24 protein-coding genes, 3 tRNA genes and 2 pseudogenes are annotated in these 24245 nt (G+C 72.4%); 22 read left to right on the forward strand and 7 right to left on the reverse strand.

From position 1 onward, the window contains the following. Window positions 1-51: 51 nt before the first annotated feature. The 13 genes from ACWDX7_RS00350 (at window position 52) to ACWDX7_RS00410 (ending at window position 12552) form a co-directional block, all read left to right on the forward strand. A complete protein-coding gene (locus tag ACWDX7_RS00350; RefSeq protein WP_451489002.1) occupies window positions 52-459 on the forward strand; it encodes an NADH-quinone oxidoreductase subunit A in 408 nt (135 codons plus the stop codon). Further along, on the forward strand, window positions 450-1124 hold the full coding sequence (locus ACWDX7_RS00355; protein WP_451489001.1) for an NADH-quinone oxidoreductase subunit B: 675 nt from the start codon (window positions 450-452) through the stop codon (window positions 1122-1124). Before ACWDX7_RS00350 ends, ACWDX7_RS00355 begins: the two co-directional genes overlap by 10 nt. After that, window positions 1121-2626 carry an NADH-quinone oxidoreductase subunit C gene (locus ACWDX7_RS00360; protein WP_451489000.1) on the forward strand — a complete coding sequence of 502 codons (1506 nt, stop codon included), beginning with the start codon at window positions 1121-1123 and terminating at the stop codon, window positions 2624-2626. Before ACWDX7_RS00355 ends, ACWDX7_RS00360 begins: the two co-directional genes overlap by 4 nt. Continuing rightward, entirely contained in the window at window positions 2623-3591 is a 969-nt protein-coding gene (locus ACWDX7_RS00365; RefSeq protein WP_451488999.1) for a complex I subunit 1/NuoH family protein, read from the forward strand. Before ACWDX7_RS00360 ends, ACWDX7_RS00365 begins: the two co-directional genes overlap by 4 nt. Beyond that, complete coding sequence (locus tag ACWDX7_RS00370; RefSeq protein WP_451489152.1) at window positions 3588-4193, forward strand: NuoI/complex I 23 kDa subunit family protein; 606 nt, start codon at window positions 3588-3590, stop codon at window positions 4191-4193. The genes ACWDX7_RS00365 and ACWDX7_RS00370 overlap by 4 nt, the downstream gene beginning before the upstream one ends. Then, window positions 4190-4846, forward strand: a complete 657-nt coding sequence (locus tag ACWDX7_RS00375) for an NADH-quinone oxidoreductase subunit J family protein (RefSeq protein ID WP_451488998.1) — start codon at window positions 4190-4192, stop codon at window positions 4844-4846. Before ACWDX7_RS00370 ends, ACWDX7_RS00375 begins: the two co-directional genes overlap by 4 nt. Continuing rightward, window positions 4846-5238, forward strand: a complete 393-nt coding sequence (nuoK, locus tag ACWDX7_RS00380; protein WP_451488997.1) for an NADH-quinone oxidoreductase subunit NuoK — start codon at window positions 4846-4848, stop codon at window positions 5236-5238. The genes ACWDX7_RS00375 and nuoK overlap by 1 nt, the downstream gene beginning before the upstream one ends. Further along, window positions 5235-7313, forward strand: a complete 2079-nt coding sequence (locus tag ACWDX7_RS00385; RefSeq protein WP_451488996.1) for an NADH-quinone oxidoreductase subunit 5 family protein — start codon at window positions 5235-5237, stop codon at window positions 7311-7313. Before nuoK ends, ACWDX7_RS00385 begins: the two co-directional genes overlap by 4 nt. A gap of 38 nt (window positions 7314-7351) precedes the next feature. Continuing rightward, window positions 7352-8911: a complex I subunit 4 family protein gene (locus ACWDX7_RS00390; RefSeq protein WP_451489151.1), complete on the forward strand. Its 1560-nt coding sequence runs from the start codon at window positions 7352-7354 to the stop codon at window positions 8909-8911. Further along, window positions 8908-10482, forward strand: a complete 1575-nt coding sequence (locus ACWDX7_RS00395; protein WP_451488995.1) for an NADH-quinone oxidoreductase subunit N — start codon at window positions 8908-8910, stop codon at window positions 10480-10482. The genes ACWDX7_RS00390 and ACWDX7_RS00395 overlap by 4 nt, the downstream gene beginning before the upstream one ends. A 227-nt stretch (window positions 10483-10709) precedes the next feature. Further along, window positions 10710-11573, forward strand: coding sequence for a zinc metalloprotease HtpX (gene htpX, locus ACWDX7_RS00400; RefSeq protein WP_451488994.1), 864 nt, complete (start codon window positions 10710-10712; stop codon window positions 11571-11573). Then, window positions 11570-11962, forward strand: a complete 393-nt coding sequence (locus ACWDX7_RS00405) for a YccF domain-containing protein (protein WP_451488993.1) — start codon at window positions 11570-11572, stop codon at window positions 11960-11962. Before htpX ends, ACWDX7_RS00405 begins: the two co-directional genes overlap by 4 nt. A 65-nt stretch (window positions 11963-12027) precedes the next feature. Then, on the forward strand, window positions 12028-12552 hold the full coding sequence (locus tag ACWDX7_RS00410) for an SMI1/KNR4 family protein (RefSeq protein WP_451488992.1): 525 nt from the start codon (window positions 12028-12030) through the stop codon (window positions 12550-12552). On the opposite strand, the gene ACWDX7_RS00415 is transcribed toward ACWDX7_RS00410, so the two are convergent. The 3 genes and pseudogenes from ACWDX7_RS00415 to ACWDX7_RS00425 form a co-directional block, all read right to left on the reverse strand. Continuing rightward, entirely contained in the window at window positions 12536-13771 is a 1236-nt protein-coding gene (locus ACWDX7_RS00415; RefSeq protein WP_451488991.1) for an APC family permease, read from the reverse strand. The two genes, ACWDX7_RS00410 and ACWDX7_RS00415, sit on opposite strands and share 17 nt — an antisense overlap. A gap of 119 nt (window positions 13772-13890) precedes the next feature. After that, window positions 13891-14442: pseudogene (locus tag ACWDX7_RS00420) on the reverse strand (SulP family inorganic anion transporter); the annotation flags it as partial. Between the two features lie 181 nt (window positions 14443-14623). Beyond that, a complete protein-coding gene (locus ACWDX7_RS00425) occupies window positions 14624-15112 on the reverse strand; it encodes a YajQ family cyclic di-GMP-binding protein (RefSeq protein WP_451488990.1) in 489 nt (162 codons plus the stop codon). Between the two features lie 199 nt (window positions 15113-15311). Between ACWDX7_RS00425 and ACWDX7_RS00430 the strand changes: the two genes are divergently transcribed. Further along, window positions 15312-15393 (forward strand) — tRNA-Tyr (locus ACWDX7_RS00430). Between the two features lie 125 nt (window positions 15394-15518). Continuing rightward, window positions 15519-15941 carry a DUF3574 domain-containing protein gene (locus ACWDX7_RS00435; protein WP_451488989.1) on the forward strand — a complete coding sequence of 141 codons (423 nt, stop codon included), beginning with the start codon at window positions 15519-15521 and terminating at the stop codon, window positions 15939-15941. A gap of 29 nt (window positions 15942-15970) precedes the next feature. On the opposite strand, the gene ACWDX7_RS00440 is transcribed toward ACWDX7_RS00435, so the two are convergent. Beyond that, on the reverse strand, window positions 15971-16627 hold the full coding sequence (locus ACWDX7_RS00440) for an SDR family oxidoreductase (protein WP_451488988.1): 657 nt from the start codon (window positions 16625-16627) through the stop codon (window positions 15971-15973). 64 nt (window positions 16628-16691) lie between these two features. Beyond that, entirely contained in the window at window positions 16692-18104 is a 1413-nt protein-coding gene (locus ACWDX7_RS00445) for an amidohydrolase family protein (protein ID WP_451488987.1), read from the reverse strand. A 491-nt stretch (window positions 18105-18595) separates the two neighbouring features. Here ACWDX7_RS00445 and ACWDX7_RS00450 point away from each other — a divergent pair. From ACWDX7_RS00450 to ACWDX7_RS00480, 7 genes and pseudogenes are all read left to right on the forward strand, one after another. Next, window positions 18596-18668: transfer RNA gene (locus tag ACWDX7_RS00450), tRNA-Thr, on the forward strand. A gap of 48 nt (window positions 18669-18716) precedes the next feature. Beyond that, window positions 18717-18789, forward strand: a tRNA-Met gene (locus ACWDX7_RS00455). An 88-nt stretch (window positions 18790-18877) separates the two neighbouring features. Then, the gene (gene rpmG / locus ACWDX7_RS00460) at window positions 18878-19042 is read left to right on the forward strand and encodes a 50S ribosomal protein L33 (RefSeq protein WP_006604855.1); all 165 of its coding nucleotides are present in this window, start codon (window positions 18878-18880) and stop codon (window positions 19040-19042) included. Between the two features lie 130 nt (window positions 19043-19172). After that, window positions 19173-19625, forward strand: a complete 453-nt coding sequence (locus ACWDX7_RS00465; protein WP_451488986.1) for an FAS1-like dehydratase domain-containing protein — start codon at window positions 19173-19175, stop codon at window positions 19623-19625. Between the two features lies 1 nt (window position 19626). After that, on the forward strand, window positions 19627-20055 hold the full coding sequence (locus tag ACWDX7_RS00470) for a MaoC family dehydratase (protein WP_451488985.1): 429 nt from the start codon (window positions 19627-19629) through the stop codon (window positions 20053-20055). A 157-nt stretch (window positions 20056-20212) separates the two neighbouring features. Then, window positions 20213-21286 (forward strand): annotated as a pseudogene (locus ACWDX7_RS00475) (UDP-N-acetylmuramate dehydrogenase); the annotation flags it as partial. Between the two features lie 16 nt (window positions 21287-21302). Beyond that, window positions 21303-21719 carry a hypothetical protein gene (locus ACWDX7_RS00480; protein WP_451488984.1) on the forward strand — a complete coding sequence of 139 codons (417 nt, stop codon included), beginning with the start codon at window positions 21303-21305 and terminating at the stop codon, window positions 21717-21719. A 24-nt stretch (window positions 21720-21743) separates the two neighbouring features. On the opposite strand, the gene ACWDX7_RS00485 is transcribed toward ACWDX7_RS00480, so the two are convergent. Beyond that, the gene (locus tag ACWDX7_RS00485) at window positions 21744-22796 is read right to left on the reverse strand and encodes an adenosine deaminase (protein ID WP_451488983.1); all 1053 of its coding nucleotides are present in this window, start codon (window positions 22794-22796) and stop codon (window positions 21744-21746) included. Between the two features lie 205 nt (window positions 22797-23001). Then, a complete protein-coding gene (locus ACWDX7_RS00490; protein WP_451488982.1) occupies window positions 23002-24228 on the reverse strand; it encodes a pyridoxal phosphate-dependent aminotransferase in 1227 nt (408 codons plus the stop codon). Window positions 24229-24245 lie beyond the last annotated feature (17 nt).

Genomic DNA, 24245 nt, shown 5'->3' on the forward strand with positions numbered 1-24245 from the left:
ACTCCCGTACATACCAGATTTTCGACGGTGGCCGAGAAGCGAGGAACGGACGTGCCCGACCCAACGGTATCGACCGCAACCGTGCTCGCGGCGGACTACTTCCAGAGTTATTCGGTCGTCGGTCTGCTGGCCGTACTGGGCGTGCTCTTCGTGGCCGTGGCCTTCGGAGCCGGGCGCCTGCTGCGGCCGGCGGTCCCGAGCCCCGAGAAGCTGCTGACCTACGAATGCGGCGTGGACCCGGTGGGCGAGGGCTGGGCCCACACCCAGGTCCGCTACTACGTCTACGCCTTCCTCTACGTCATCTTCGCCGTCGACTCGATCTTCCTGTTCCCGTGGGCGACGGTCTTCGCCGCCGCCGGTTACGGCGCCACGACCCTGGTGGAGATGTTCATCTTCCTGGGCTTCCTGGCCGTCGGCCTGCTCTATGCGTACAAGAAGGGCGTCCTCGAATGGACGTGACACCGGCCGTGACACCCGCTGCGACACCCGCTGGGGCTCCCGCCGCGGCGCCCGCCCAGGCCGAGCTGCTCCCCGAGCCCAGGCGCCTGGGAGTGCTCTCCCGGCTGGCCCCGGAACCGATGAAGGTGGTCCTCAACTGGGGCCGCCGCTACAGCCTGTGGGTCTTCAACTTCGGCCTCGCCTGCTGCGCGATCGAGTTCATCGCCGCCTCCATGGCCCGGCACGACTTCATCCGGCTCGGCGTCATCCCCTTCGCGCCCGGCCCCCGCCAGGCCGACCTGATGATCGTCTCGGGCACGGTCACGGACAAGATGGCCCCGGCCGTGAGGCGCCTGTACGAGCAGATGCCGGAGCCGAAGTACGTCATCTCCTTCGGTGCCTGCTCCAACTGCGGCGGGCCGTACTGGGACTCGTACGCGGTGACCAAGGGCGTGGACCAGATCATCCCGGTCGACGTCTACGTCCCCGGCTGCCCGCCGCGGCCGGAGGCGCTGCTCCAGGGCATCCTCAAGCTCCAGGAGAAGATCGCCCGGGAATCGCTGGCCGACCGCTACACGACGGGCCCGTCCGTCTCGCAGCTCACCAGCGGCCTCGTCACGCCCCCCGCCGGGGCCCCGACGCCGGTCACGGCCCCGTCCGCACCCGCGCCGGGGGCCGGCGCGTGAACCTCTACGACTCCCTCCCCGACGCGGCGCCGGAGGTCTTCGGCGCCGAGGCCGTCGCCGAGCTCTCGTACGACGTCCTCACGGTGGATGTGCCCGTCGGCAGCTGGATCTCCTCGCTCGAAATCGCCCGGGACAAGCTGGGCTGCACGTACTTCGACTGGCTGAGCGCGGTCGACGAGCCGGGCGCCGGCTTCCGGATCTGCGCGCACGTCGTCTCGCTGGAGCCCCACCGCGTACGCCGCCTGCTGCTGCGTACGACGGTCCCGCACTCCGCGCCCTCGCTGCCGTCGGCGGTCGCCGTCTACGCGGGCGCGGAATGGCACGAGCGGGAGACGTTCGAGATGTTCGGCGTGGTCTTCACGGACCACCCGCACCTCGTCCCGCTCCTCCTGCCGGAGAACTTCGAGGGCCACCCGCTGCGCAAGGACTTCGTCCTGGCCGCGCGGGTCGCCAAGGCCTGGCCGGGCGCGAAGGAGCCGGGCGAGGCCGCGGACCCCGACGCCCCGAAGCGCCGGCAGATGCTCCCGCCCGGCGTCCCGGACCCCAACGACTGGGGCCCGATGAAGGGCCAGCTCCCCCCGGCGCCCGCCCGCCCGGCACGCACCCCCCGTGCGGCGGGCGCCACCGGTGCGGCCGCCCGCACCCCCCGCGAGGGCACCCCGCCCCGCCGCACCCGCTCGGTCACCGAAGGCTCGGCCACCCAGTCCCCGGCCACCCAGTCCCCGACTACGGAGACCCCGGCGACCGAGGCTCCGCCCCGCCGCACCCGCCCCACGACGGACGCCCCGCCGACGGCTCCCGCCCCGGAGGCCGAGGCCCCGGCGCGTCCTGCGCGCCGTACCCGCTCGGTGGCGGACGGCTCCGCGAGCCAGACCGCGTCCGGCAGCCCGGATGAAACCGCCGGTGCCGCGGCGGGCACCCCGGCGGCGCCGGACGCGTCGGCAGTACCCCCGGTGACGGAATCCGCCCCGGAGGCCGAGGCCCCGGCGCAGCCTGCGCGCCGTACCCGCGCGGCGGGCGACGGCTCCGCGAGCCAGTCGGCCCCCGCACCCGGGCCGGAGGCCACCCGGCGCAGCCCGGACGCCCCTTGGCACGACCCGAAGCCCGCCTTCGAGGAACCGCAGCCCGGCCGCACCACCCCTACCGGCCGAACCCCCGCGAGCCCGACCCCGGAGGCCTCGGACGAGCCGACGGCCACGTCGGCCCCCGACCCCACGGCCCCCGACCCCACGGCAGACGACGCCACGGCAGACGACGCCACGGCAGACGACGCCACGGCAGACGACGCCCCAACGTCCGAGCCGGCCGCGGGCAACGGGGCGGCAGCCACGCCCCGCACACCGGCATCCGAGCCCGCCGCAGGCGACCGGCCGACGGCTGCGCCACGGACCTCGACGGCCCAGCCCGCCGCAGGTGACGACCCGGCGGCCACGCCACCCACCCCCCCTGCCGAGCCCGTCGCAGGCGACCGGCCCACCCCCGACCACGGAGGCGACGCGTGAACGACGTCCTCGACGTCGCCCTGCGGCTGATCGTCGTCTTCGCCGTCTTCCTCGTGCTCCCGCTCGTCATCGGGCAGACCGAGCACAAGGTGATGGCCCACATGCAGGGCCGCCTCGGCCCCATGTACGCCGGCGGCTTCCACGGCTGGGCCCAGCTCGTCGCCGACGGCGTGAAATTCGCGCAGAAGGAAGACATCGTCCCGGCCAACGCCGACCGACGGATCTTCCAGCTCGCCCCCGCCGTCGCCCTGCTCCCGTACCTCCTCGTCCTCGTGGCCATCCCCATCGGCCCGGGCGAAGGCGCCGTCGGGCAGGTCGTCGACGCCGGAGTGTTCTTCGTACTCGCCGTCATGGGCGTCGGAGTCCTCGGCTCGCTGATGGCCGGCTGGGCCTCCGCCAACAAGTTCTCGCTGCTCGGCGGCCTGCGCACCGCCGCCCAGCTGCTCGCGTACGAGCTGCCCATGCTGCTCGCCGCCGCCTCCGTCGCGATGGCCGCCGGGACGGTCTCCCTCCCCGGCATCGTCGCCGCCTTCGAGTGGTGGTGGCTGCCCTGGCAGATCGTCGGCGCGCTGGTCTTCTTCACCGCCGGCCTCGCCGAACTCCAGCGGCCCCCCTTCGACATGCCCGTCGCCGACTCCGAGATCATCTTCGGCGCGTACACCGAGTACACAGGGCTGCGCTTCGCGCTGTTCCTGCTCGCCGAGTACGCCGGCATCGTCGTCCTGTGCGGCCTCACCACCGTGCTCTTCCTCGGCGGCTGGCAGGGACCGCTCGGCGCCGAAGGCCTCGGCTGGGTGTGGACCCTGCTCAAGACCGCGGTCCTCGCCTTCCTCGTGATCTGGCTCCGCGTGAGCTACCCCCGGCTGCGCGAGGACCAGCTCCAGAAACTCGCCTGGACCGTACTCATCCCCCTCGCGCTCGCCCAGATCGCGCTCACCGGCATCGTGAAGGTGGCGATCAGCTGATGCCCATCCCCGGATCCGGCCTCGCCAAGGGCCTGGCGGTCACGCTGCGCACGATGACGAAGCGTTCGCACACCGCCCAGTACCCCGAGGTCCAGCCCCAGCTCCCGCCCCGCAGCCGCGGGGTCATCGGCCTGTTCGAGGAGAACTGCACGGTCTGCATGCTGTGCGCCCGTGAGTGCCCCGACTGGTGCATCTACATCGACTCCCACAAGGAGACGGTCCCGGCCGCCGCACCGGGTGGCCGCGAGCGCAGCCGCAACGTCCTGGACCGCTTCGCCATCGACTTCTCCCTCTGCATGTACTGCGGCATCTGCATCGAGGTGTGCCCCTTCGACGCCCTCTTCTGGTCGCCGGAGTTCGAGTACGCCGAGACCGACATCCACGAGCTGACCCACGAGCGCGACAAGCTCCGGGAGTGGATGTGGACGGTGCCGGCCCCGCCCGCGCTGGACCCGGCCGCCGAGGAGCCCAAGGAAATCGCCGCCGCCCGCAAGGCGGTGGAGAAGGCCGAAGCCGCCGCTGCCGCCGAAGCCGCCGCGGCTGCGGCGTCCGCCGCCGAGACGCAGCCGCCGACCACCACGACCCCGGAGGGAGACGCGTGACCCCCGCCGCCACCCTGGCAGCCGCCGCCGCCAACGGGCCCGGCTTCCTCTCCCCGACCGGCGTCGAGATCGCTTTCGTACTCGTCGGCATCGCCACCCTCGGCGCGGCCGTCGTCACGGTCACCACCAAGCAGCTCGTGCACGCCGCCCTCTGGCTGGTCGTCGCGCTCGGCGGCATCGCCGTCGAGTACCTGCTGCTGACCGCCGAGTTCGTCGCCTGGGTCCAGGTCCTGATCTACCTCGGTTCCGTGATCGTCCTCCTCCTCTTCGGACTGATGCTGACCAAGGCCCCCATCGGCCGCTCCCCGGACGCCGACTCCGGTAACCGCTGGGTGGCCCTCGGCGTCGCGGTCACCGCCGCCGTCGCGCTCGTCTGGGTCGTCGTCGACGCCTTCCGCACCACCTGGATCGATCTCGACGGCCCCGCCCAGGGCTCCACCAAGGTCTCCGGTGAGATCCTCTTCCAGCACTGGGTCCTGCCCTTCGAGGCGCTCTCCGTCCTCCTCCTCGCCGCCCTGATCGGTGCCATCGTGCTGTCCCGCAAGAACGACGCGGCTGACCACCCGGCCGCCGTGGCCGACGCGGCCACCCCCGCCCCGACGGCCCCGGCCGACGCCCCCGCCGACGCCGGCGGCGAGAAGGGTCAGCGCTGATGCACCTCGCCTACCCCGCCGTGCTGGCGGCGCTCCTGTTCTGCACGGGCCTGTACGGAGTCCTCGCCCGCCGCAACGCCATCCTGGTGCTGATGTCCGTCGAGCTGATGCTCAACGCCGTCAACCTCAACCTGGTGGCCTTCGACGTATGGCTGCGCGACGCCCTGCACGCCGGCCAGGCCCTCACCCTCTTCACCATCGCCATCGCCGCCGCCGAGATCGGCATCGGCCTCGCGATCGTGCTGATGGTGTACCGCAACCGAGGCACATCGGACGTCGACCGGCTGCGTGACACCGCCGAGGGCCACGAACCCCCCTCCCCTACGGCGAGCACATCCGGTGCATCCGGTACGTCGAGCACGCCGCATACGCAGAGCGAGGTCGCCGCGTGACCACCCCGACCCTCGCCGTCCTCGTCCCCCTCCTTCCCTTCCTCGGAGCGGTGGCAGGACTGCTGTTCGGCCGCACCGCCCCCGGCTTCGTGCGGCCGCTCGCCCTCCTGCCGACGCTCGCCGCCGCCGTACTGGCCGTGCTCGTCGCCGTCCGCCACGGCGGCGGCAAGGCGATCGACACCGCCACCGAGCTGACCCCGACCGGCTCGGTGCCGATCGAGCTCTCGCTCCACCTGGACGGCTTCGCCGTGCTCGTCGCCGTCCTGGTCGGGGTCGTCGCCACCTGCGTGCAGCTCTACTCGACGGCCTACCTCCGCGAGGACCCGCGCTACCCCTCGTACGCCGCGCTGATCTCCTTGTTCACCTCCGCCATGCTGCTCGTCGTCTACTCCGGCGACCTGATGGTGCTGCTGGTCGGCTGGGAGATCATGGGCATCTGCTCGTACTTCCTGGTCGGCCACTACTGGGAGACAGAGGCCGCCCGGTCCGCCTCCCTGAAGGCCTTCCTCGTCACCAAGCTCGGCGACGTCCCCTTCCTGATCGGCCTGTTCGCCCTCGCCGCCGACGCGGGCTCCTTCCGGATCACGAACATCCTGGGCACCGTCGCCGCCGGCGGGCTCGACCACCCGACGCTGATCGCCCTGCTCCTGCTCGCCGGCGTCGCGGGCAAGTCCGCGCAGTTCCCGCTGCACACCTGGCTCCCGGACGCCATGGCGGGCCCCACCCCGGTCTCCGCGCTGATCCACGCCGCGACGATGGTCGCCGCCGGTGTCTACTTCATCGCCCGCCTCCTCCCCGTCTTCGCGGCCTCCCGCGCCGCGCTGCTGGTCATGGCCGTCATGGCTGCCGTCACGATGATCGGCTCCGCCCTCGCCGCCCTGGCCCAGGACGACATCAAGCGGGTGCTCGCCTACTCCACGGTCGGTCAGCTCGGCTACATGACCGGCGCCCTGGCCGTCGCCGACCGCGGCGCCGCCGTCTTCCACCTCCTGTCCCACGGCGCCTTCAAGGCGCTGCTGTTCCTCGGCGCGGGCGTGATCATCCACGCCGCCGGTACGAACTCCCTGGCCGCCATGTCCCGCATGGACGGCCTGTCCAAGCGCATCCCGGACGCCTTCTGGACGATGACCATCGCCCTGCTCGCGCTCGCCGCGATCCCGCCCTTCGCCGGCTTCTTCTCCAAGGAAGCCGTCCTCGTCGCCGCCGAACACACCGTCACCGGCGACGCGGGGCTCGCTCCCGCGGCCGCCGGCTGGGTGGTGCTGGTCGCCGGCGTACTGACCGCCCTGCTCACCGCCGCCTACGCCACCCGGCTGTGGCTGATGGCCTTCCGCGGCCGGGGCGCCGCCGCCCCGGACCACGGCCCCGTACCCGACTACGCACCCGCCGCCGACCACGCCCCCGCCCACGCCAAGGAGCCCGTCGCCATGACCGGCGTCCTGTGGCTGCTCGCGATCCCGTCGCTCGGCTTCGGCCTCGCGGCGGGCCCCCTCGCCGACTGGTTCGACGGCGTGGAACTCACTCCCTCCGTGACCACCTCGGTCCTCGGAACGGGCGCCGCGGTCATCGGCGCGATGCTCACCTACGCCCTGTGGCAGCGCCCTGCCGCCCGGGCCGCCGCCGCTCCCGCCACGGTCACCGCGTACGCGGCCTCAGCCGCGGCCGTCCATTCCGCCGCACAGGCCCCCGAGGTCGACGAGGTCGCCCCGCAGGGAGCGGCCGCCGCCGTCCCCGTCACGGGCTACACGGCCTCCGCCGCCCCCGTCGCCGACCCCGGCAAGGCCCTCCTCGGCCCGCTCCACCGCCACGCCGCCGACGGCTTCCACCTCGACGCCGTCTACGACCGGCTCTTCGTCCGCCCCGTCCGGGCCGCCGCGAGCCTGGTGCGCTTCCTCGACCGCGAGGTGGTGGACACCTACGTCCGTGGCGCGGGCACCGGCCCCCGGCTGCTCGGCAGCCTCGTACGCCGTGCCCAGACCGGCAACGTGCAGAGCTACCTGAGCGCCCTGCTCGCCGGCGCCGTGGTCCTGACGATCGCCACCGCCGTCCTCGCCAACGTCAACGCCGGATCGTGAGCCGTGAGTCAGCCGTGATTGATATCAGCCCGTCCGTGATGCAGTTCCTTCTGGCGTTCATCGTCGCCGCGCCGCTCCTCGGCGCCCTCGCGGCCCTGCTGCCGGCCCCGCCCGGCCTCAAGGGGCGCGGCCCCGAACAGGCCGTCCTGCGCCACGGCGTGACCGTCACCGGTGTGATCCTTGCCGCCGCGATCGCCCTCACGCTCGGCTTCGACCACAACGCCCCCGCCCGCTTCCAGGCGACGACGGACATCAGCTGGATCCAGGCGCTGAACGTCCGGATCCACCTCGGCGTCGACGGCATCTCGCTCCCCCTCCTCCTGATGACCGCGCTGCTGTTCTTCCTCTGCGCGCTCTACAGCTACTTCAAGCTGCCCGACGGCCCCTCCCCGAAGGCCTTCGTCGCACTGCTCCTCGTCCTGGAGTCCGGCACCCTCGCGACCTTCGCCGTCCTCGACCTGCTGCTCTTCTTCCTCGCCTTCGAGATGGTCCTCATCCCGATGTACTTCCTCATCGCCCGCTGGGGCGGTGCTCAGCGGCAGGCCGCCGCCTGGAAGTTCATCCTCTTCACCCTCCTCGGCTCCGTCGTCATGCTGCTCGGTCTGCTGCTGATCGGACTGAACAGCGGCACTTTCGACATGGTGGCACTCGCCACTGACAACGGCTCAGGACTGACCCGTACCACCCAGCTCCTGGCCGTTGTGGCCATCGGCATCGGCCTCGCCGTGAAGACCCCGATGTGGCCGCTGCACAGCTGGCTGCCGGACGCCCACACCGCCGCCCCCACCGTCGGCTCCGTCCTGCTGGCCGGCGTCCTGCTCAAGATGGGCACGTACGGGTTCGTCCGCATCCTGCTCCCCATCACCCCCGACGGCATGCACACCTTCGCCCCCTACCTGGGCGCCTTCGCCGCCGTCGGCATCGTCTACGGATCCCTCGCCTGCCTCGCGCTGGCCCGCAAGGGGAACAAGGGCGACCTCAAGCGCCTCATCGCCTACTCCTCGGTCGGCCACATGGGCTTCGTACTCCTCGGCATCGCGAGCATGACCCCCACCGGCGTCAACGGCGCGCTCTTCGCCAACATCGCCCACGGGCTGATCACCGGCCTCCTCTTCTTCCTGGTCGGCGCCCTCAAGGACCGTTACGGAACCGCCGACCTCGACACCCTCGCCGGGGCCACCGGAGCCGCCCTCTACGGCCGCGCCCCCCGCCTCGGCGCGCTCCTCGCCTTCGCCGCCGTCGCCTCCCTCGGCCTGCCCGGGCTGGCCGGCTTCTGGGGCGAGATGCTGGCCCTGTTCGGCGCCTTCGACCCGGCGGAGGGCCTGTCCCGGCCCGCCTTCCTCACCTACATGGCGGTCGGCGCGTTCGGCACCCTGCTCACCGCCGCCTACCTCCTGATCGTCGTCCGGCGCGTCTGCATGGGCGACCCGAAGGCCGAGAGCGCCGCCCCGGCCGCCCTCCCGGACGTCCAGCGCTACGAGTTCGCCGCCTGGACCCCGCTCGCCGCCCTCACCGTCCTCGCCGGCCTGTGGCCCGCGGCCCTCCTCGGCCTCACCGATCCGGCCGTTCAGAAGCTCCTCGCAGGAGGCACCTCATGACGGCCCTGACCACCCTCGGAACCGCCCTGGGAACCGCCACCGCGACCGGTGCCGCCGCCGAACCGGCCGCCGCGAGCCTGATCCAGTCCGTCGACTGGCTGGCCATCGCACCCGTGGTCATCACCGCCGCCGTCGCCCTGGTCGTCCTGGTCGCCGACCTCTTCGTACCGGAGCGCCGCAAGCCGCTCCTCGGCTGGATCTCCGTCGCCGGTCTGGCCGCCGCGACGGCCACCCTGCTGCCGCTGCGCGCCGGCGACCGCAGCACCTTCTGCCTCACCGGCGACGCGACGGCCTGCAGTTACACCGCCGACCACTTCACCCTCGTCGTCCAATTCCTGGTCCTGACCGGCGCGTTGGTCACCGCGCTGCTGTCGGTGACCGCCGTCCGCGAGACCCGCCTGCCGGCCGGCGAGTACTGGTTCCTGCTGCTGTCCTCCGCCGCCGGCGCGGCCCTGCTGCCCGCCTCCCGCGACCTCGCCACCCTGATCGTCGCCCTCGAAGTCGCCTCGCTGCCCGCCTTCGCCCTCGTCGGCATGCGCCGCGGCGACCGGCTCTCCTCCGAGGCCGCCCTCAAGTTCTTCCTCTCCTCCGTCACCGCCACCGCCGTCTCCCTCCTGGGCGTCAGCTTCGTCTACGCCGCCACCGGCACCCTGCACCTCACCCAGGTCGCCGAGCGCCTCGAAAACGTGCCCGGGCAGCTCGACACCCTGGCCGTGGCCAGCGTCGCGCTCACCCTCGTCGGCTTCGCCTTCAAGACCGCGGCCGTCCCCTTCCACTTCTGGGTCCCCGACACCTACGTCGGCGCGCCCCTGCCCATCGCCGGCTACCTCTCGGTGATCGGCAAGGCCGTCGGCTTCACGGGCCTGATCCTCGTCACGGTGATCGCCTTCCCCGCGTACTCCGAGGTCTGGGGCCCGGCCCTCGCCGTCCTGGCCGCGCTCACCATGACGCTGGGCAACGCGGCGGCGCTGCGCCAGTCCGCCGACCGCGCCAACAGCGCCGTACGGCTGCTCGCCTGGTCCTCCGTCGGCCAGGCCGGCTACCTGCTGGTCCCGATCGCGGCGGCCGCGTACTCCGAGCGCGACCAGATCGGCTCCACCCTCGCCTACGCCCTCATGTACGCCGCCGTGAACCTGGGCGCCTTCGCCGTCGCCGCGCTGGTCGCCCGTACGAAGCCGCTCCACCGGATCAGCGACTACCGGGGCCTCTACGCCGAACGCCCGCTCGCCGCGCTCTCGATGGCCTTCTTCCTGCTCTGCCTGGCGGGCCTGCCGCCCGGCCTCATCGGGCTCTTCGCCAAGGTCATCGTCTTCCGGTCCGCCGTCGACGCGGGCCTGGGCTGGCTGGCCGTGATCATGGCGATCAACGTGGTCGTCGCCCTGTACTACTACCTGCGGTGGACGGCGCTGCTCTTCCGTACGCCGGAGGGCGCCGAGGGCGCGGTGCCCCCGGCGAAGGCACCCTGGCCGGTCACGGCCACCATCGGGCTCACCGCGGTGGTCGCGCTGGTCCTCTCGGGCGCCCCGCAGCTGATCCTGCGCGTCGCGGCGGGCAGCCTCTTCCCGCAGTAGCCGTACGCCGTCTCCCGGTCCCGTACGCCCCGTCCCGTACGTCATCACCCGTACGCAGTAACGCCCGCCGCCGCCCCGCCGCCCCCGACGGCGGGGCGGCGGCCCCGCCGTGCCCCGGGAACCTGACGCCCTCACCTCGCGTTGACCAGGAAGGAAGGGTCCACTGGACCGTAGACCCTCAGATCCCTCGACGGGGCTCCCCTGCCGCACCACTAGGAGGGCGTACCGTGCACCGCCGGCACAACGGGCTCAAGACCGCCGTACTCCTCGGCGGGCTGTCCGCACTGATCATCGTCATCGGAAGCCTCTTCGGGCGGGGCGGCCTGATCGTCGCCGTCGTCATCGCCCTGGGGACGAACGCGTACGCGTACTGGAACAGCGACAAGCTGGCTCTACGCGCGATGCGCGCCCGCCCAGTGAGCGAGTTCGAGGCCCCCGGCCTCTACCGGATGGTGCGCGAACTGTCCACGTCAGCCCGCCAGCCCATGCCCCGCCTCTACATCTCGCCGACCGACGCGCCCAACGCCTTCGCCACCGGCCGCAATCCGCGCAACGCCGCGGTCTGCTGCACCGAGGGCATCCTGCGCATCCTCGACGCGCGGGAGCTGCGCGGAGTGATCGGCCACGAGCTGAGCCACGTCTACAACCGCGACATCCTGATCTCGTCGGTCGCCGGCGCCCTGGCCTCGGTGATCATGTTCCTGGTGAACTTCGCCTGGCTCATACCGGTCGGCCGCTCGGACGACGACGAGGGACCGGGCCTCTTCGGCATGCTCCTGATCATGATCCTGGGCCCGCTGGCCGCGTCCGTGATCCAGCTCGCCATCAGCCGCTCGCGCGAGTACGAGGCCGACGCGTCCGGGGCCCAGCTCACGGGGGACCCGCTCGCCCTGGCCAGCGCACTGCGCAAGCTCGAAGCGGGCACCAAGCAGCTCCCGCTGCCCGCCGAACCGCGACTGGAGACAGCGAGCCATATGATGATCGCCAACCCATTCCGTCCGGGCGAGGGACTTTCCAAGATGTTCTCGACCCACCCCCCGATGGCCGAGCGCATCGCCCGGCTCGAACAGATGGCAGGACGCCCGCAGTGAAGACAATCCTGAATGTCATCTGGCTCGTACTGAGCGGCATCTGGCTGTTCCTCGGCTACTGCCTCGCCGGGGTGCTGCTCTGCATCACCATCATCGGCATCCCCTTCGGCATCGCCGCGTTCCGCATCGCGGTCTACGCGCTCTGGCCCTTCGGCTACACCGCGGTCGAACGGCGCGACGCGGGCGCGGCATCCTGCGTCGGCAACGTCCTGTGGCTGGTCCTGGCGGGCTGGTGGCTGGCGCTCAGCCACATCGTCACCGGCATCGCCCTCTGCGTCACGATCATCGGCATCCCCTTCGGCATCGCCAACTTCAAGATGGTCCCGCTCTCCCTGCTCCCGCTCGGCCGCGAAATCGTCCCGACCGACGCCCCGTTCGCCTCTCGGTAAGCGCGCGGCTCGACCGGTTCGCGCAGGTCAGGGCGATTGTCAGTGGGGTCGTCCACCATGAATGCATGGACGAGACCGAGCAGTTGCTGGAGCAAGTCGCGGACCGCGTGCGCCAGGCCGCGCAGGGGCACGGAAAGTCCCTGCCGGCGCCCCTGGGCACCGGGGACCTCACCCGCTCCGCGCACATACTCGGCTTCGCCCTGCCGCCCCTGCTCGCCGGTCTCTACACCCGCGTCGCGGACGGCGGCTGCGGACCGCAGTACGGGCTGCTGTCGCTGGATCAGGCCGTGGGGGCCTACGAGGCCCAGCGGGGTTCCGGCTGGCGCTGGCCCGAGGGCGTGCTGCCGATAGCCGACTTCGGGTGCGGCATGTACGCATGCGTGGACTGCCGCTCGGAAACGGCCCGGGTGCTGCTGTTCGACCCCAATCCGGGGGAGCCCGACCTCGCCTGGTACGTCGACACCCCGAGCCTTGCCGACTGGCTGCGCGGCTGGCTCGACGGCACCGCATGGTTCTGCGAGGAATCCGGCTTCGGAGAGGAGGAAGAGCTGGAGATGACCCAGTGGACCGAGTTCAGATCCCGGCTCTGATCCGCCGCCGGACCACATAGGCCAGCGCGCCCAGTGCCAGTACCGCCGCCCCCGCCACCGCCGACACGAAGGGCAGCGCGCAGACCAGCACCACACAGCCGGCCAGCCCGACCGCTGCCACGGCCCGCCCCTTGACATGTGAATCGAGCGTCCACGCGGAAGCGTTCGCGATCGCGTAGTAGACCAGCACTCCGAAGGACGAGAAACCGATCGCGCCCCGCAGATCGGCGGTGGCCGCGAGCACCGCCACGACCGCACCCACTGCCAGCTCCGCATGGTGCGGCACCCGACGCCGGGGGTGTACGGCGGCCAGCGCGCGGGGGAAGTGGCCGTCCCGCGCCATCGCCAGGGTGGTCCGCGAGACCCCGAGGACCAGGGCGAGCAGCGATCCCAGCGCGGCCAGCGCCGCGCCAACCCGGACCACCGGGGCCAGTTCGGGCCGGCCGGCGGCCCGTACCGCGTCGGCCAGCGGGGCCGGCGACCGCGCCAGCCCCTCGGCGCCGAGCACCGACAGCGCCGCCACGGCCACGGCGGCGTACACCAGCAAGGCGATCCCGAGCGCGAGCGGCACCGCGCGCGGGATCGTCCGTTCCGGGTCGCGCACCTCCTCGCCCAGGGTGGTGATCCGGGCGTAGCCGGCGAAGGCGAAGAACAGCAGCCCCGCCCCCTGCAAGACCCCGAGGACCGCCCAGTCCGCGCCTCCCAGCCGCCCGGGCCGGGCCACTTCGGAGAAGAGGCACACGATGACGACCCCGGCCAGCACGGCCAGTACCGCCGCCACGATCAGCCGGGCCAGCCCAGCGGACTTCTGCACGCCGCCGTAGCTCGCGGCGGTCAGCGCCACCACCGCCGCGACGGCCACCGCATGCTGCTGCCCGGGCCAGACGTACGCGCCGACGGTGAGCGCCATCGCCGCGCAGGAGGCCGTCTTGCCGATCACGAATCCCCAGCCGGCCAGGTACCCCCAGAAGGGCCCGAGCCGCTCGCGCCCGTAGACGTAGGTGCCGCCGGAGGCCGGGTACCGGGCGGCGAGCCGCGCCGAGGAGTGCGCATTGCAGTAGGCCACGAGGGCCGCCAGTGCGAGGGCCGCGAGGAGGGCGCCGCCCGCCGCGCGCGCGGCCGGGGCGAGAGCGGCGAAGATACCGGCGCCGACCATCGCGCCGAGCCCGACGACGACCGCGTCGCGGACCCCCAGGGTGCGCTTGAGCTCGTGTTCCACGGGCGGGAGGGTAGCCGAGCCGGATGACACCCGGGTGAGCAAGCCGTGTCGTCGAAGCGGGACCACCGGCAGAAGCAAGGCCTAGAGGCGACGCCCTCGCGGCCGGGGAGCGGCGTGCCCTTGCGCTGCCAGCCCTCAAGGGCGGTCAGGCAGGCGTGGTCGAGGTGGCGCAGCCCGCCCGGACCGAGCCGTACCGGTTTCCCGTGAGGCAGCGCGTCCAGCGCGTCCAGCAGCTTGGGCAGCCACAGGAAGGTGGCGTTGCCCAGGACGCGGACACACAGCTCATCGCCCTCCCACGCCTCCTCGACGTGCACGTGGAGGTTTCCCAGGCCGCCTTGGCGACGGCCAGGCACAGTCCGATCAGCGCGCCCCCGAAGAGGCTGGTGACCGCGATCGCGCAGGCCGTGGCCACCAGCACCACGGCCTCGCCCCGGTGGGTCCGCCACAGGGCGGCCACCGCCCGGCCCGGCAGCAGCTTCCAGCCCGCGTGGAGCAGCACCCCGGCCAGCGCGGCGAGCGGCACGACCTCCAGCAGCCGGGGGAACGCCGCGGCGAAGAGGAGCAGCCAGCCGCCGTGCAGCACCCGCGCCGCCCCGGGTACGGGCCCCGGCCTCCACATGGGCGGCGCTGCGCACGATCACGGCGGTCATCGGCAGCGCCCCCAACAGCCCGCCCGCGAAGGCGCACGCGTCGGGCACGCCCCGCACACACCCCCCTCCGCACCCTCCGCACCTGCCGAGCAGCCGGAACAGGCCGGGCAGAGAGACCGGGCCCGTGCACACCGCGGCCCGGCGGTCGGGGCGACCGCCGGGCCGGCGTGGAGTCAGGTCGAGGACCTGGGTCGGCGAGGGGTCAGCGGTAGTTCACGAACTGGATCGCGAAGTCCAGGTCCTTGCCCTTGAGGAGCGTCTGCACGGTCTGCAGGTCATCGCGGCTCTTGGAGCTGACGCGCAGTTCCTCGCCCTGGACCTGCGCCTTGACGCCCTTGGGACCCTCGTCCCGGATGATCTTCGCGACCTTCTTGGCGTTCTCCTGGGAGATGCCTTCCTCGATCGTGGCGAAGATCTTGTACTCCTTGCCGGACAGCTGCGGCTCGCCGGCGTCCAGCGCCTTCAGCGAGATCCCGCGCTTGACCAGCTTGGTCTCGAAGACGTCCAGTACAGCCTTGACGCGCTCCTCGGAGTTCGCCTCCATCAGGATCTTCTCGCCGGACCAGGCGATCGTGGCGCCGGTGCCCTTGAAGTCGTAGCGCTGCGAGAGCTCCTTGGCGGCCTGGTTGAGGGCGTTGTCGACCTCCTGCCGCTCGACCTTCGAGACGATGTCGAAACTGGAGTCGGCCATGTGCTGTGGCTCCTTGAAGTCGGTTGCGATCACCCCGGAGGGCGCGGCCGGACATCCCCGGCCCGTTCGGCAAAGCCTAGCCACCGCACCCACCCGCGGCGCTGATCAATCCGGTGGTGAAGCACCCCCGGTCATCAGGTATCGTTTACGTCGTTGCCACGGAGCGCCGCCGCAAGGCGGAAAAACGGCAACATCTCTTGGCGGTGTGCCCGAGTGGCCAAAGGGAGCAGACTGTAAATCTGCCGGCTCAGCCTACCCAGGTTCGAACCCTGGCGCCGCCACGCGATGTGAGACCCCCGTTCAACTGCGGAAGCGCAGTGAGCGGGGGTCTTCTCGCATGCGCCGGTCATCGGCCGCATCGTCGCACGCTCCTGTTCGTTCACCGGGGGTGAAATGGACATCTGACATGCGAGGGAAGGTCGGGGGCGGAGTACTGCTCGCCCTGCTCGGCGCCGGGATTCCGGCTCTGGTGGGGGCGGCGCTCCATACGGACGTGGGGCAGCCCTACCAGGAGACCCGGCTGTACTTCGGCACCGACCGCCCGGGCGGCCGGGACCCGATCGGGGAGGGCGAGTTCATGCGGTTCCTCGACCGGGAGATCACGCCCCGCTTCCCGGAGGGGCTGACCGTCCACGACGGGTACGGCCAGTGGCGCGGGCGGAACGGCGCGGCCGTCCGCGAGACCTCGTACGAGGTCGTGCTGCTGTACCCCGAGAAGGAGGCCGGCGAGCGCAGTGCTCGCATCGAGCGGATCCGGCAGGCCTACGAGGACCGCTACCAGCAGGATTCGGTCGGACGGTCCGACGACAAGGTGACCGCCGAGTTCTGACACACCGCGCGCACGGACATGGCGGTGCGTCAGTTGCCCGCCATGTCCTTGACGGCCACCGACACCGGGGTCGACCCGGAGACCAGTTCCAGGGTCAGTCCCGCCGTCGCCGGGGTGTCGATCAGCTCGGCCAGGACCGCCGCCACGTCGTCGCGCGGGACCGCCCCGCCGCCCGTGTGCGCCTCCAGGTGGACCAGGCCCGTACCGGCGTCGTCGAGCAGCGAGCCGGGCCGCAGGATCGTCCACTCCAGGCCCAGCCGGGTGCGGAGGTGCTCATCCGCCTCGCCCTTCGCCCGCAGGTAGGCGTCGAAGACCTCGTCGCCCTCGCGCCGCGCGTCCGCGCCCATCGAAGAGACCATCAGGAAGCGCCGCACCCGGGCCCTTTCGGCCGCGTCGGCGAACAGCACCGCCGCGCCGCGGTCCACGGTCTCCTTCCGCTCGACGCCGCTGCCGGGGCCCGCCCCGGCCGCGAACACCGCCGCGTCCGCGCCCTGCAGGATCCCCGCCACGTGCTCCACCGACGCCGACTCCAGATCGCACAGCACCGGTTCGGCGCCCGCCTCCCTGAGGTCGTCACCCTGTGCCAGGTCGCGGATGATGCCCGCGACCTCGTACCCGCGTGCGGCGAGCAGTCGCTCCAGCCGCAGCGCGATCCGACCGTGTCCACCCGCGATGACGATGCGCATGACCCGACCGTACGTCCAGCCGGGCGGCCACGCCCGCGAACGACGGCGAACGCCCGGCGAAGCTTCAGGGTCCGGCTTCCGTACGGCCCTGCCGGGGAAGGTCCAGGGCCACCGCGACGGCGGAGTCGCAGTACTCGCGGACGGCACTCGTACGGGCTACCACCCGGCCGCGGTGGATCACGATCCTGCTGTACGCGAGCGAGAGCACGGCCGCGATCCGGTCCCCGCGTACGGCGAGCAGCTCCGCCGGGAAACCGGCCTCCACCCGCACCTCCGGCAGGCCCATGGCCTCCCGGGCGGCGGCGCTGACCGACTCGTAGGCCTCCGCCGCCCGCAGGCCGCCCTGCGAGGCCAGCAGGTACGCGGCCTCCAGCGGGTCACCGCGCCCGACCGGGTTCCCCGCGTCCCGCAGCGCCCCGCTCCCGGCCGCCACCCGCACCCCGGAGGCCCGCAGCAGCCGTACGGGAGCCGTGCGCAGGCCGCGCCGCTCCAGGGCCGCGCAGTCGCCCTGGGGCAGACACGTCACCCGCAGGCCGGCGGCGGCCAGCTGGTCTGCGGCGCGGCCCGCCACGTCCAGCGGAAGCCGGGACAGGCCGCCGCAGGGGCCGATGGTCACCCCGGGGCGCAGCCCGCCGGCCATCGCCGCGAGCCGGGAGAGGCGGGCGGGATCGTCACCGTCCGTGTGCAGGTCCACCGGGCAGCCGTGCTCGCCGGCCAGCTCCAGGACGGCTTCGAGGAAACCCGTCGGGTCGGGATCGAGGTCGGGGCAGCCACCGATCACCGAGGCGCCCATCTTGACCGCGTCGCGCAGCATCGCGAAGCCGTCCGCACCCGCCACCCCGGTCAGCAGCCGCGGTACGGCCACGGCGGTGAGGTCGGTGAGCCCGCGCAGCGAGCGGCGGGCCTGGAGCACCGCCTCCAGGGGGCCGAGGCCGTGCACGTCGCCGATGCGGACGTGCGAGCGTACGGCGGTGGCCCCGTGGCCGAGCTGGAGCAGGGCCGCTTCGGTCGCGCGGCGCTGGACCTCGTCCGGGGTGTACGAGACGGGCCCCTCGCAGTCGGCGGTCAGGGCGGTGTCTCCGTGGGCGTGGGGCTCGGCGGGCGCGGGGAGCAGCAGGTAGCCGCTGAGGTCGACCCGGGAGTGGGCGGGCGCGGGGAGGCTGCCCGCGGTGCCGACGGCCTGGATCCGGCCGCCGCTGAGGCGGACGTCGACGGTGCGGCCGTCGGTGAGGCGGGCCCCGGCGAGCAGCAGGCTGGTGCCTTCGGAGGCGGCGGCTTCGCCGTGCCCGCCCGGGAACGACCGGCCGTGCCCCTGGCCGTGCCCCTGCCCTTGCCGCTGGCCCGACCTGGGGCCGGATCCCGCCCCCTGGCCCGACCCTTGGCCCGAGCTTTGGGACGGGCCCGGCCCCCGGCCGCCGCCATCGCCGGGGCCGCTGCGCGGGGAGTGGAACGGCTGCTGCGGCTGGCTGTCGGACATCGCGCTCCTGCGGGGGCTCGGGCGGTTCCTGGGCCCGTGGCCGCGGCCCAAGATCACGCAGCGTGCTCAGAGCCTAGGGGGCCGCGCTCCCCGCCTCACGGAAGAGCGCAATAGTCGTACCGGTGTGGTGCGGCAGTCGTACCGGGCGCTACGGCGCCCCCGCGTCCGGGCGCCGCCGGCGCGTCCCCCCGGCCGCCTCCGCCCGAAAGCGATGCCGACACCGACACCGACACCGACACCGACTGACACCGACCCGACACCCGCACCGACCCGACACCCACACCGACACCGGCTCACCTGAAGCCACCGCCGACCACCGGTGAGCACGGCTGAGCGGCGCCCTCCCGTGTGAGTCCGCGCACAATCCGGCCCAGAACCAGGCCCGGAGCCGCCGGAGAGCGGATCAAGAATCGCTTCCCAGCCCCTCGGAGCCCGGTCCCCGCAAAGGATTTGGGCGATCGGCGGGCGACCGTGTAATGTCTTCATCGCTCGCCCCAATAGCTCAGTCGGTAGAGCGTCTCCATGGTAAGGAGAAGGTCTGCGGTTCGATTCCGCATTGGGGCTCTGGTGAGAGAGGTTCCCTGCCCTCGGGTGGGGAACGGATCACATCAAAGCGGCGTAGCTCAGTCGGTAGAGCAAGCGGCTCATAATCGCTGTGTCACCGGTTCAAGTCCGGTCGCCGCTACACACAGTAGCCGATTGCGGGGTCGGTCTCCCGGTCGGCTACTCTTGTATGCGTTCATCCGTCCCAATTTCCGTCAAGGAGCACTCACGTGGCTGCCACCGACGTCCGCCCGAAGATCACGCTGGCCTGCGTGGAGTGCAAGGAGCGGAACTACATCACCAAGAAGAACCGGCGTAACGACCCGGACCGTCTTGAGATGAAGAAGCACTGCCCGCGTTGCAACTCGCACACCGCGCACCGCGAGACCCGCTGACCCCAGCGAGTCCCGTTTTAACAGGCACCGTCATGAGGTCGTCCCCTTCTTTTGGGGGGCGGCCTCGTGTCGTATCCGGGTTTGTGTGTTTCCCGTCGCTTCAAGTGGCTTCAACAGGAGGTAGTCAGTCATGGCGCTCGACCAGTCCTTCGTGGGGCGGAGCTACCCGCCCACCGATCCGTACGAGGTCGGCCGGGAGAAGATCCGCGAATTCGCGGTCGCGGTGGGTGACGACAATCCCGCCTACACCGATCCCGAAGCCGCCAAGGCTTTCGGTCACCTGGACGTGATCGCACCGCCGACTTTTGTGTTCGCCATCACTTTCGCGGCGGCGAGCCAGGTCGTCCACGATCCGCAGCTGGGGCTGGACTACAGCCGCGTGGTGCACGGCGACCAGAAGTTCGCGTACTCGCGTCCCGTCCGCGCCGGTGACCGGCTCTCCGTGACCTCCGTCATCGAAGCCGTGAAGTCGATGGCGGGCAACGACATCATCGACATCCGCGGCGAGGTCCACGACGAGACCGGCGAGCACGTCGTGACGGCGTGGACGAAGCTCGTCTCCCGCGCCCCCGAGGAGGCCTGACATGGCAGCGCAGATCAAGTACGCGGACGTCGAGGTCGGCACCGAGCTCCCCGCCGGGTCCTTCCCCGTGACGCGCGCCACGCTCGTCCGCTACGCGGGCGCCTCCGGCGACTTCAACCCGATCCACTGGAACGAGAAGTTCGCCAAGGAGGTCGGACTGCCGGACGTGATCGCACACGGCATGTTCACCATGGCCGAGGCGATCCGCGTGGTCACCGACTGGGTCGGCGACCCGGGCGCGGTGGTCGAGTACGGCGTGCGCTTCACGAAGCCCGTCGTGGTCCCGAACGACGACCGGGGCGGGCTGATCGAGGTCACCGCGAAGGTCGCCGCCAAGCTGGACGACAACCGCGTACGGGTCGACCTGACGGCCATGAGCGCCGGCCAGAAGGTCCTCGGCATGTCCCGCGCGGTGGTCGCCCTCGCCTGACTCTCGGGCGACGACGCGACGCGACGCGACGTGACCGACGCGACGTGACGTGACGTGATCGACGCGACGCGACGCGACGCGACGTGACGCGAGGCAGGGCGGGGGCGGGGCTTCCCCGCCGACCGGTCCGTGGCCCCGCGGGGATGCGAGGGGTACGGACCGTACTCTTGTCCCCGTGCAGGAACTCCACGACGCGCCCCTCGCCCCGCTGACCACCTTCCGCCTCGGTGGCCCCGCCACCCGCCTGATCACGGCGGCCACCGACGCCGAGGTGGTCGCCGCCGTCCGCGCCGCGGACGAGAGCGGCACCCCGCTCCTGGTCATCGGCGGCGGCAGCAACCTGGTCATCGGCGACAAGGGCTTCGACGGCACCGCCCTGCGCATCGCCACCACCGGGTTCGCCCTCGACGGCACCACCCTGGAACTCGCCGCCGGCGAAAACTGGAGCGACGCCGTCACCCGCACCGTCGAGGCGGGCCTCGCCGGCATCGAATGCCTCGCCGGAATCCCCGGATCCGCCGGTGCGACCCCCATCCAGAACGTCGGGGCGTACGGCCAGGAGGTCTGCGACACCATCGCCGAGGTCGTCGCCTACGACCGCACCCACGGTGAGACCGTCACGCTGACCGCCGCCGAGTGCGCGTTCTCGTACCGCGACAGCCTCTTCAAGCACCACCCCGAGCGGTACGTCGTCCTGCGCGTGCGCTTCGCCCTGGAGGACGCCGGGGGCCTCTCCGCGCCGATCAAGTACCCCGAGACCGCCCGCGCCCTCGGCGTCGAGGCCGGCGACCGGGTCCCGGCCGCCACCGCCCGCGAGACCGTGCTGCGCCTGCGCGCCGCCAAGGGCATGGTCCTCGACCCCGCCGACCACGACACCTGGTCGGCCGGGTCCTTCTTCCACAACCCGATCCTGACCGACGAGGCGTACGCCGCCTTCCTCGCCCGCGTCCAGGACCGCCTCGGCCCCGGCACCACCCCGCCCGCGTACCCCGCCGGCGACGGCCGTACGAAGACCAGCGCGGCCTGGCTGATCGACAAGGCCGGTTTCACCAAGGGCTACGGCACCGGCCCCGCGCGCATCTCCACCAAGCACACCCTGGCCCTCACCAACCGCGGCGAGGCCACCACCGAGGACCTCCTCGCCCTCGCCCGCGAGGTCGTCGCGGGTGTCCACGCGGCCTTCGGCGTCACCCTGGTCAACGAGCCGGTGACGGTCGGCGTCAGCATCTGAGGAGTCCCGGCCGCCCATGCTCTGTCCCCTGCACGGGGCCGGTACGGACCCCACCCGCCTCGTGGGGCGCACGCTCACCAGAGTCGTGGCGTCCTGGCACATCAGCGACGGCGAGCGCTCCGAGGCTCCCCTCGACGTCTGGCTGATCGACGGCGCCGGCGACTCCATCCGGATCACCACCGGGTCCGACCAGTGCCTCATCGTCGAGTCCGGGGCGCCGCACGAGCCGTACGACCTGGGGGAGTGGGGCCGCGTCGAGGTCGGCGAGGACCTCGGCGACCACCCCTTCCTGCGCCACCTCGGCGAGACCGTCGTCTCGGTCGCCGAGTACGCGCTGCCCGAGCAGGGCCGTACCCACCTGGAGATCGGCTTCCCGGACGGTGGCCGGGTGCGCGCCGACTGCTACGAGGGAGACCTCAGGCTCACGCGCTGACCCGCACCGCCCGGACGCCGCCGCTCACCCGGTGAGCCAGTGGTCGATCCCGGCGAGCAGCTTGGCCTGTACGTCGTCGGGCGCCGCCGAACCGCGCACCGACTGGCGGGCCAGCTCCGCCAGCTCCGCGTCCGTGAAGGCATGGTGGCGGCGGGCGATCTCGTACTGGGCGGCCAGCCGCGACCCGAACAGCAGCGGGTCGTCCGCACCCAGGGCCATCGGAACCCCGGCCTCGAAGAGCGTGCGCAGCGGGACGTCCTCGGGGCGCTCGTACACGCCGAGGGCGACATTGGAGGCCGGGCAGACCTCGCAGGTGATCTGCCGGTCGGCGAGCCGCTTCAGCAGCCGGGGATCCTCGGCCGCCCGTACGCCGTGCCCGATGCGGGCGGCGTGCAGATCGTCGAGGCAGTCGCGGACCGAGGCGGGGCCCGTGAGCTCGCCGCCGTGCGGGGCCGCGAGCAGGCCGCCGTCGCGGGCGATGGCGAAGGCCCGGTCGAAATCACGGGCCATGCCGCGGCGCTCGTCGTTGGAGAGCCCGAAACCGACGACGCCGCGGTCGGCGTAGCGCACGGCGAGGCGGGCCAGGGTGCGGGCGTCGAGCGGGTGCTTCATGCGGTTGGCGGCGATGAGGACGCGCATGCCGAGCCCGGTCTCGCGGGAGGCGGCGTCCACCGCGTCGAGGATGATCTCGACCGCCGGGATCATCCCGCCGAGGAGGGGCGCGTAGGAGGTGGGATCCACCTGGATCTCCAGCCAGCCGCTGCCGTCCCGTACGTCCTCCTCCGCGGCCTCGCGCACGAGGCGCCGGATGTCGTCGGGCTCCCGCAGGCAGGACCGGGCGGCGTCGTACAGCCGCTGGAAGCGGAACCAGCCGCGCTCGTCGGTGGCCCGCAGCTTGGGGGGCTCCGCGGCGGTGAGGGCGTCGGGCAGGCGCACGCCGTACTTGTCGGCCAGCTCCAGCAGGGTCGACGGGCGCATCGACCCGGTGAAATGCAGGTGGAGATGAGCCTTCGGCAGAAGCGTGAGGTCTCGTGCGTGCGGGGGGTGCGGGGGGTGTCCACCGGAGAGGGGCAGCATTCAGTGATCCTGCCGTACGCACGCGCTGAGCGGGAGGGCGTTTTCCCGATCGGGGGCTTGCTCGAACGCGGAAGCGGCCCCGGAGCGGCCGTCCGGCTCCCGGATCCCGCCCGGCACCGCCGCCTCCAGCGCGGCCGGGCCCGGATGCGCCCGAGCGGCGTCCCCCCTGGGGGAGACGCCGCTCGGGAACGGCCTGCCGGCCGGGTCAGGCCTTGGCCTCGGCCAGGAGCTTCTGGATGCGGGACACGCCCTCGACCAGGTCCTCGTCGCCCAGGGCGTACGACAGGCGCAGGTAGCCCGGGGTGCCGAAGGCCTCGCCCGGGACGACCGCGACCTCGACCTCGTCGAGGATCAGGGCGGCGAGCTCGACCGAGCTCTGCGGACGCTTGCCGCGGATCTCCTTGCCGATGAGCTCCTTGACGGAGGGGTACGCGTAGAACGCGCCCTCGGGGGTCGGGCAGAAGACGCCCTCGATCTCGTTCAGCATCTTCACCATGGTCTGGCGGCGGCGGTCGAAGGCCTTGCGCATCTCCGCGACCGCGTCCAGGTTGCCCGAGACGGCGGCCAGCGCGGCCACCTGCGCCACATTGGAGACGTTCGACGTGGCGTGCGACTGCAGGTTCGTCGCGGCCTTCACGACGTCCTTCGGGCCGATGACCCACCCGACGCGCCAGCCGGTCATCGCGTAGGTCTTGGCGACCCCGTTGACCACGATGCACTTGTCGGCCAGCGCGGGCACCAGCACCGGGAGCGAGGTGAACTTCGCGTCGCCGTAGACGAGGTGCTCGTAGATCTCGTCCGTCAGCACCCACAGGCCGTGCGAGGCGGCCCACTCGCCGATCGCGCGGGCGTCGTCCTCGCTGTAGACGGCCCCGGTCGGGTTGGACGGGGAGACGAAGAGGACGACCTTGGTGCGCTCGGTGCGCGCGGCCTCCAGCTGCTCGACGGAGACGCGGTAGCCGGTGGTCTCGTCGGCGACGACGTCGACCGGCACACCGCCGGCGAGACGGATGGACTCCGGGTAGGTGGTCCAGTACGGGGCCGGGACGATGACCTCGTCACCCGGGTCCAGGATGCTGGCGAAGGCCTCGTAGATCGCCTGCTTGCCGCCGTTGGTCACGAGGATCTGCGACGGGTCCACCTCGTAGCCGGAGTCGCGCAGCGTCTTCGCGGCGATCGCGGCCTTCAGCTCGGGCAGGCCGCCGGCCGGCGTGTAGCGGTGGTACTTGGGGTTGCGGCAGGCCTCGACCGCCGCCTCGACGATGTAGTCCGGAGTCGGGAAGTCGGGCTCGCCCGCGCCGAAGCCGATCACCGGGCGTCCGGCGGCCTTGAGGGCCTTGGCCTTGGCGTCGACGGCGAGGGTGGCGGACTCGGAGATGGCGCCGATACGGGCGGACACCCGGCGCTCGGAGGAAGGCGTTGCAGAGCTCATGCCGGCCATCGTCCCAG

The sequence above is a fragment of the Streptomyces sp. NPDC003034 genome (assembly GCF_053591375.1).

Coding starts and splice junctions, on each gene's coding strand:
- ACWDX7_RS00355 (WP_451489001.1), top strand. CDS start 450: ATGGACGTGACACCGGCCGTGACACCCGCTGCGACACCCGCTGGGGCT.
- nuoK (WP_451488997.1), top strand. CDS start 4,846: ATGCACCTCGCCTACCCCGCCGTGCTGGCGGCGCTCCTGTTCTGCACG.
- ACWDX7_RS00390 (WP_451489151.1), top strand. CDS start 7,352: ATGCAGTTCCTTCTGGCGTTCATCGTCGCCGCGCCGCTCCTCGGCGCC.
- ACWDX7_RS00395 (WP_451488995.1), top strand. CDS start 8,908: ATGACGGCCCTGACCACCCTCGGAACCGCCCTGGGAACCGCCACCGCG.
- ACWDX7_RS00410 (WP_451488992.1), top strand. CDS start 12,028: ATGGACGAGACCGAGCAGTTGCTGGAGCAAGTCGCGGACCGCGTGCGC.
- ACWDX7_RS00425 (WP_451488990.1), bottom strand. CDS start 15,112: ATGGCCGACTCCAGTTTCGACATCGTCTCGAAGGTCGAGCGGCAGGAG.
- ACWDX7_RS00435 (WP_451488989.1), top strand. CDS start 15,519: ATGCGAGGGAAGGTCGGGGGCGGAGTACTGCTCGCCCTGCTCGGCGCC.
- ACWDX7_RS00440 (WP_451488988.1), bottom strand. CDS start 16,627: ATGCGCATCGTCATCGCGGGTGGACACGGTCGGATCGCGCTGCGGCTG.
- ACWDX7_RS00445 (WP_451488987.1), bottom strand. CDS start 18,104: ATGTCCGACAGCCAGCCGCAGCAGCCGTTCCACTCCCCGCGCAGCGGC.
- ACWDX7_RS00465 (WP_451488986.1), top strand. CDS start 19,173: ATGGCGCTCGACCAGTCCTTCGTGGGGCGGAGCTACCCGCCCACCGAT.
- ACWDX7_RS00470 (WP_451488985.1), top strand. CDS start 19,627: ATGGCAGCGCAGATCAAGTACGCGGACGTCGAGGTCGGCACCGAGCTC.
- ACWDX7_RS00480 (WP_451488984.1), top strand. CDS start 21,303: ATGCTCTGTCCCCTGCACGGGGCCGGTACGGACCCCACCCGCCTCGTG.
- ACWDX7_RS00485 (WP_451488983.1), bottom strand. CDS start 22,796: ATGCTGCCCCTCTCCGGTGGACACCCCCCGCACCCCCCGCACGCACGA.
- ACWDX7_RS00490 (WP_451488982.1), bottom strand. CDS start 24,228: ATGAGCTCTGCAACGCCTTCCTCCGAGCGCCGGGTGTCCGCCCGTATC.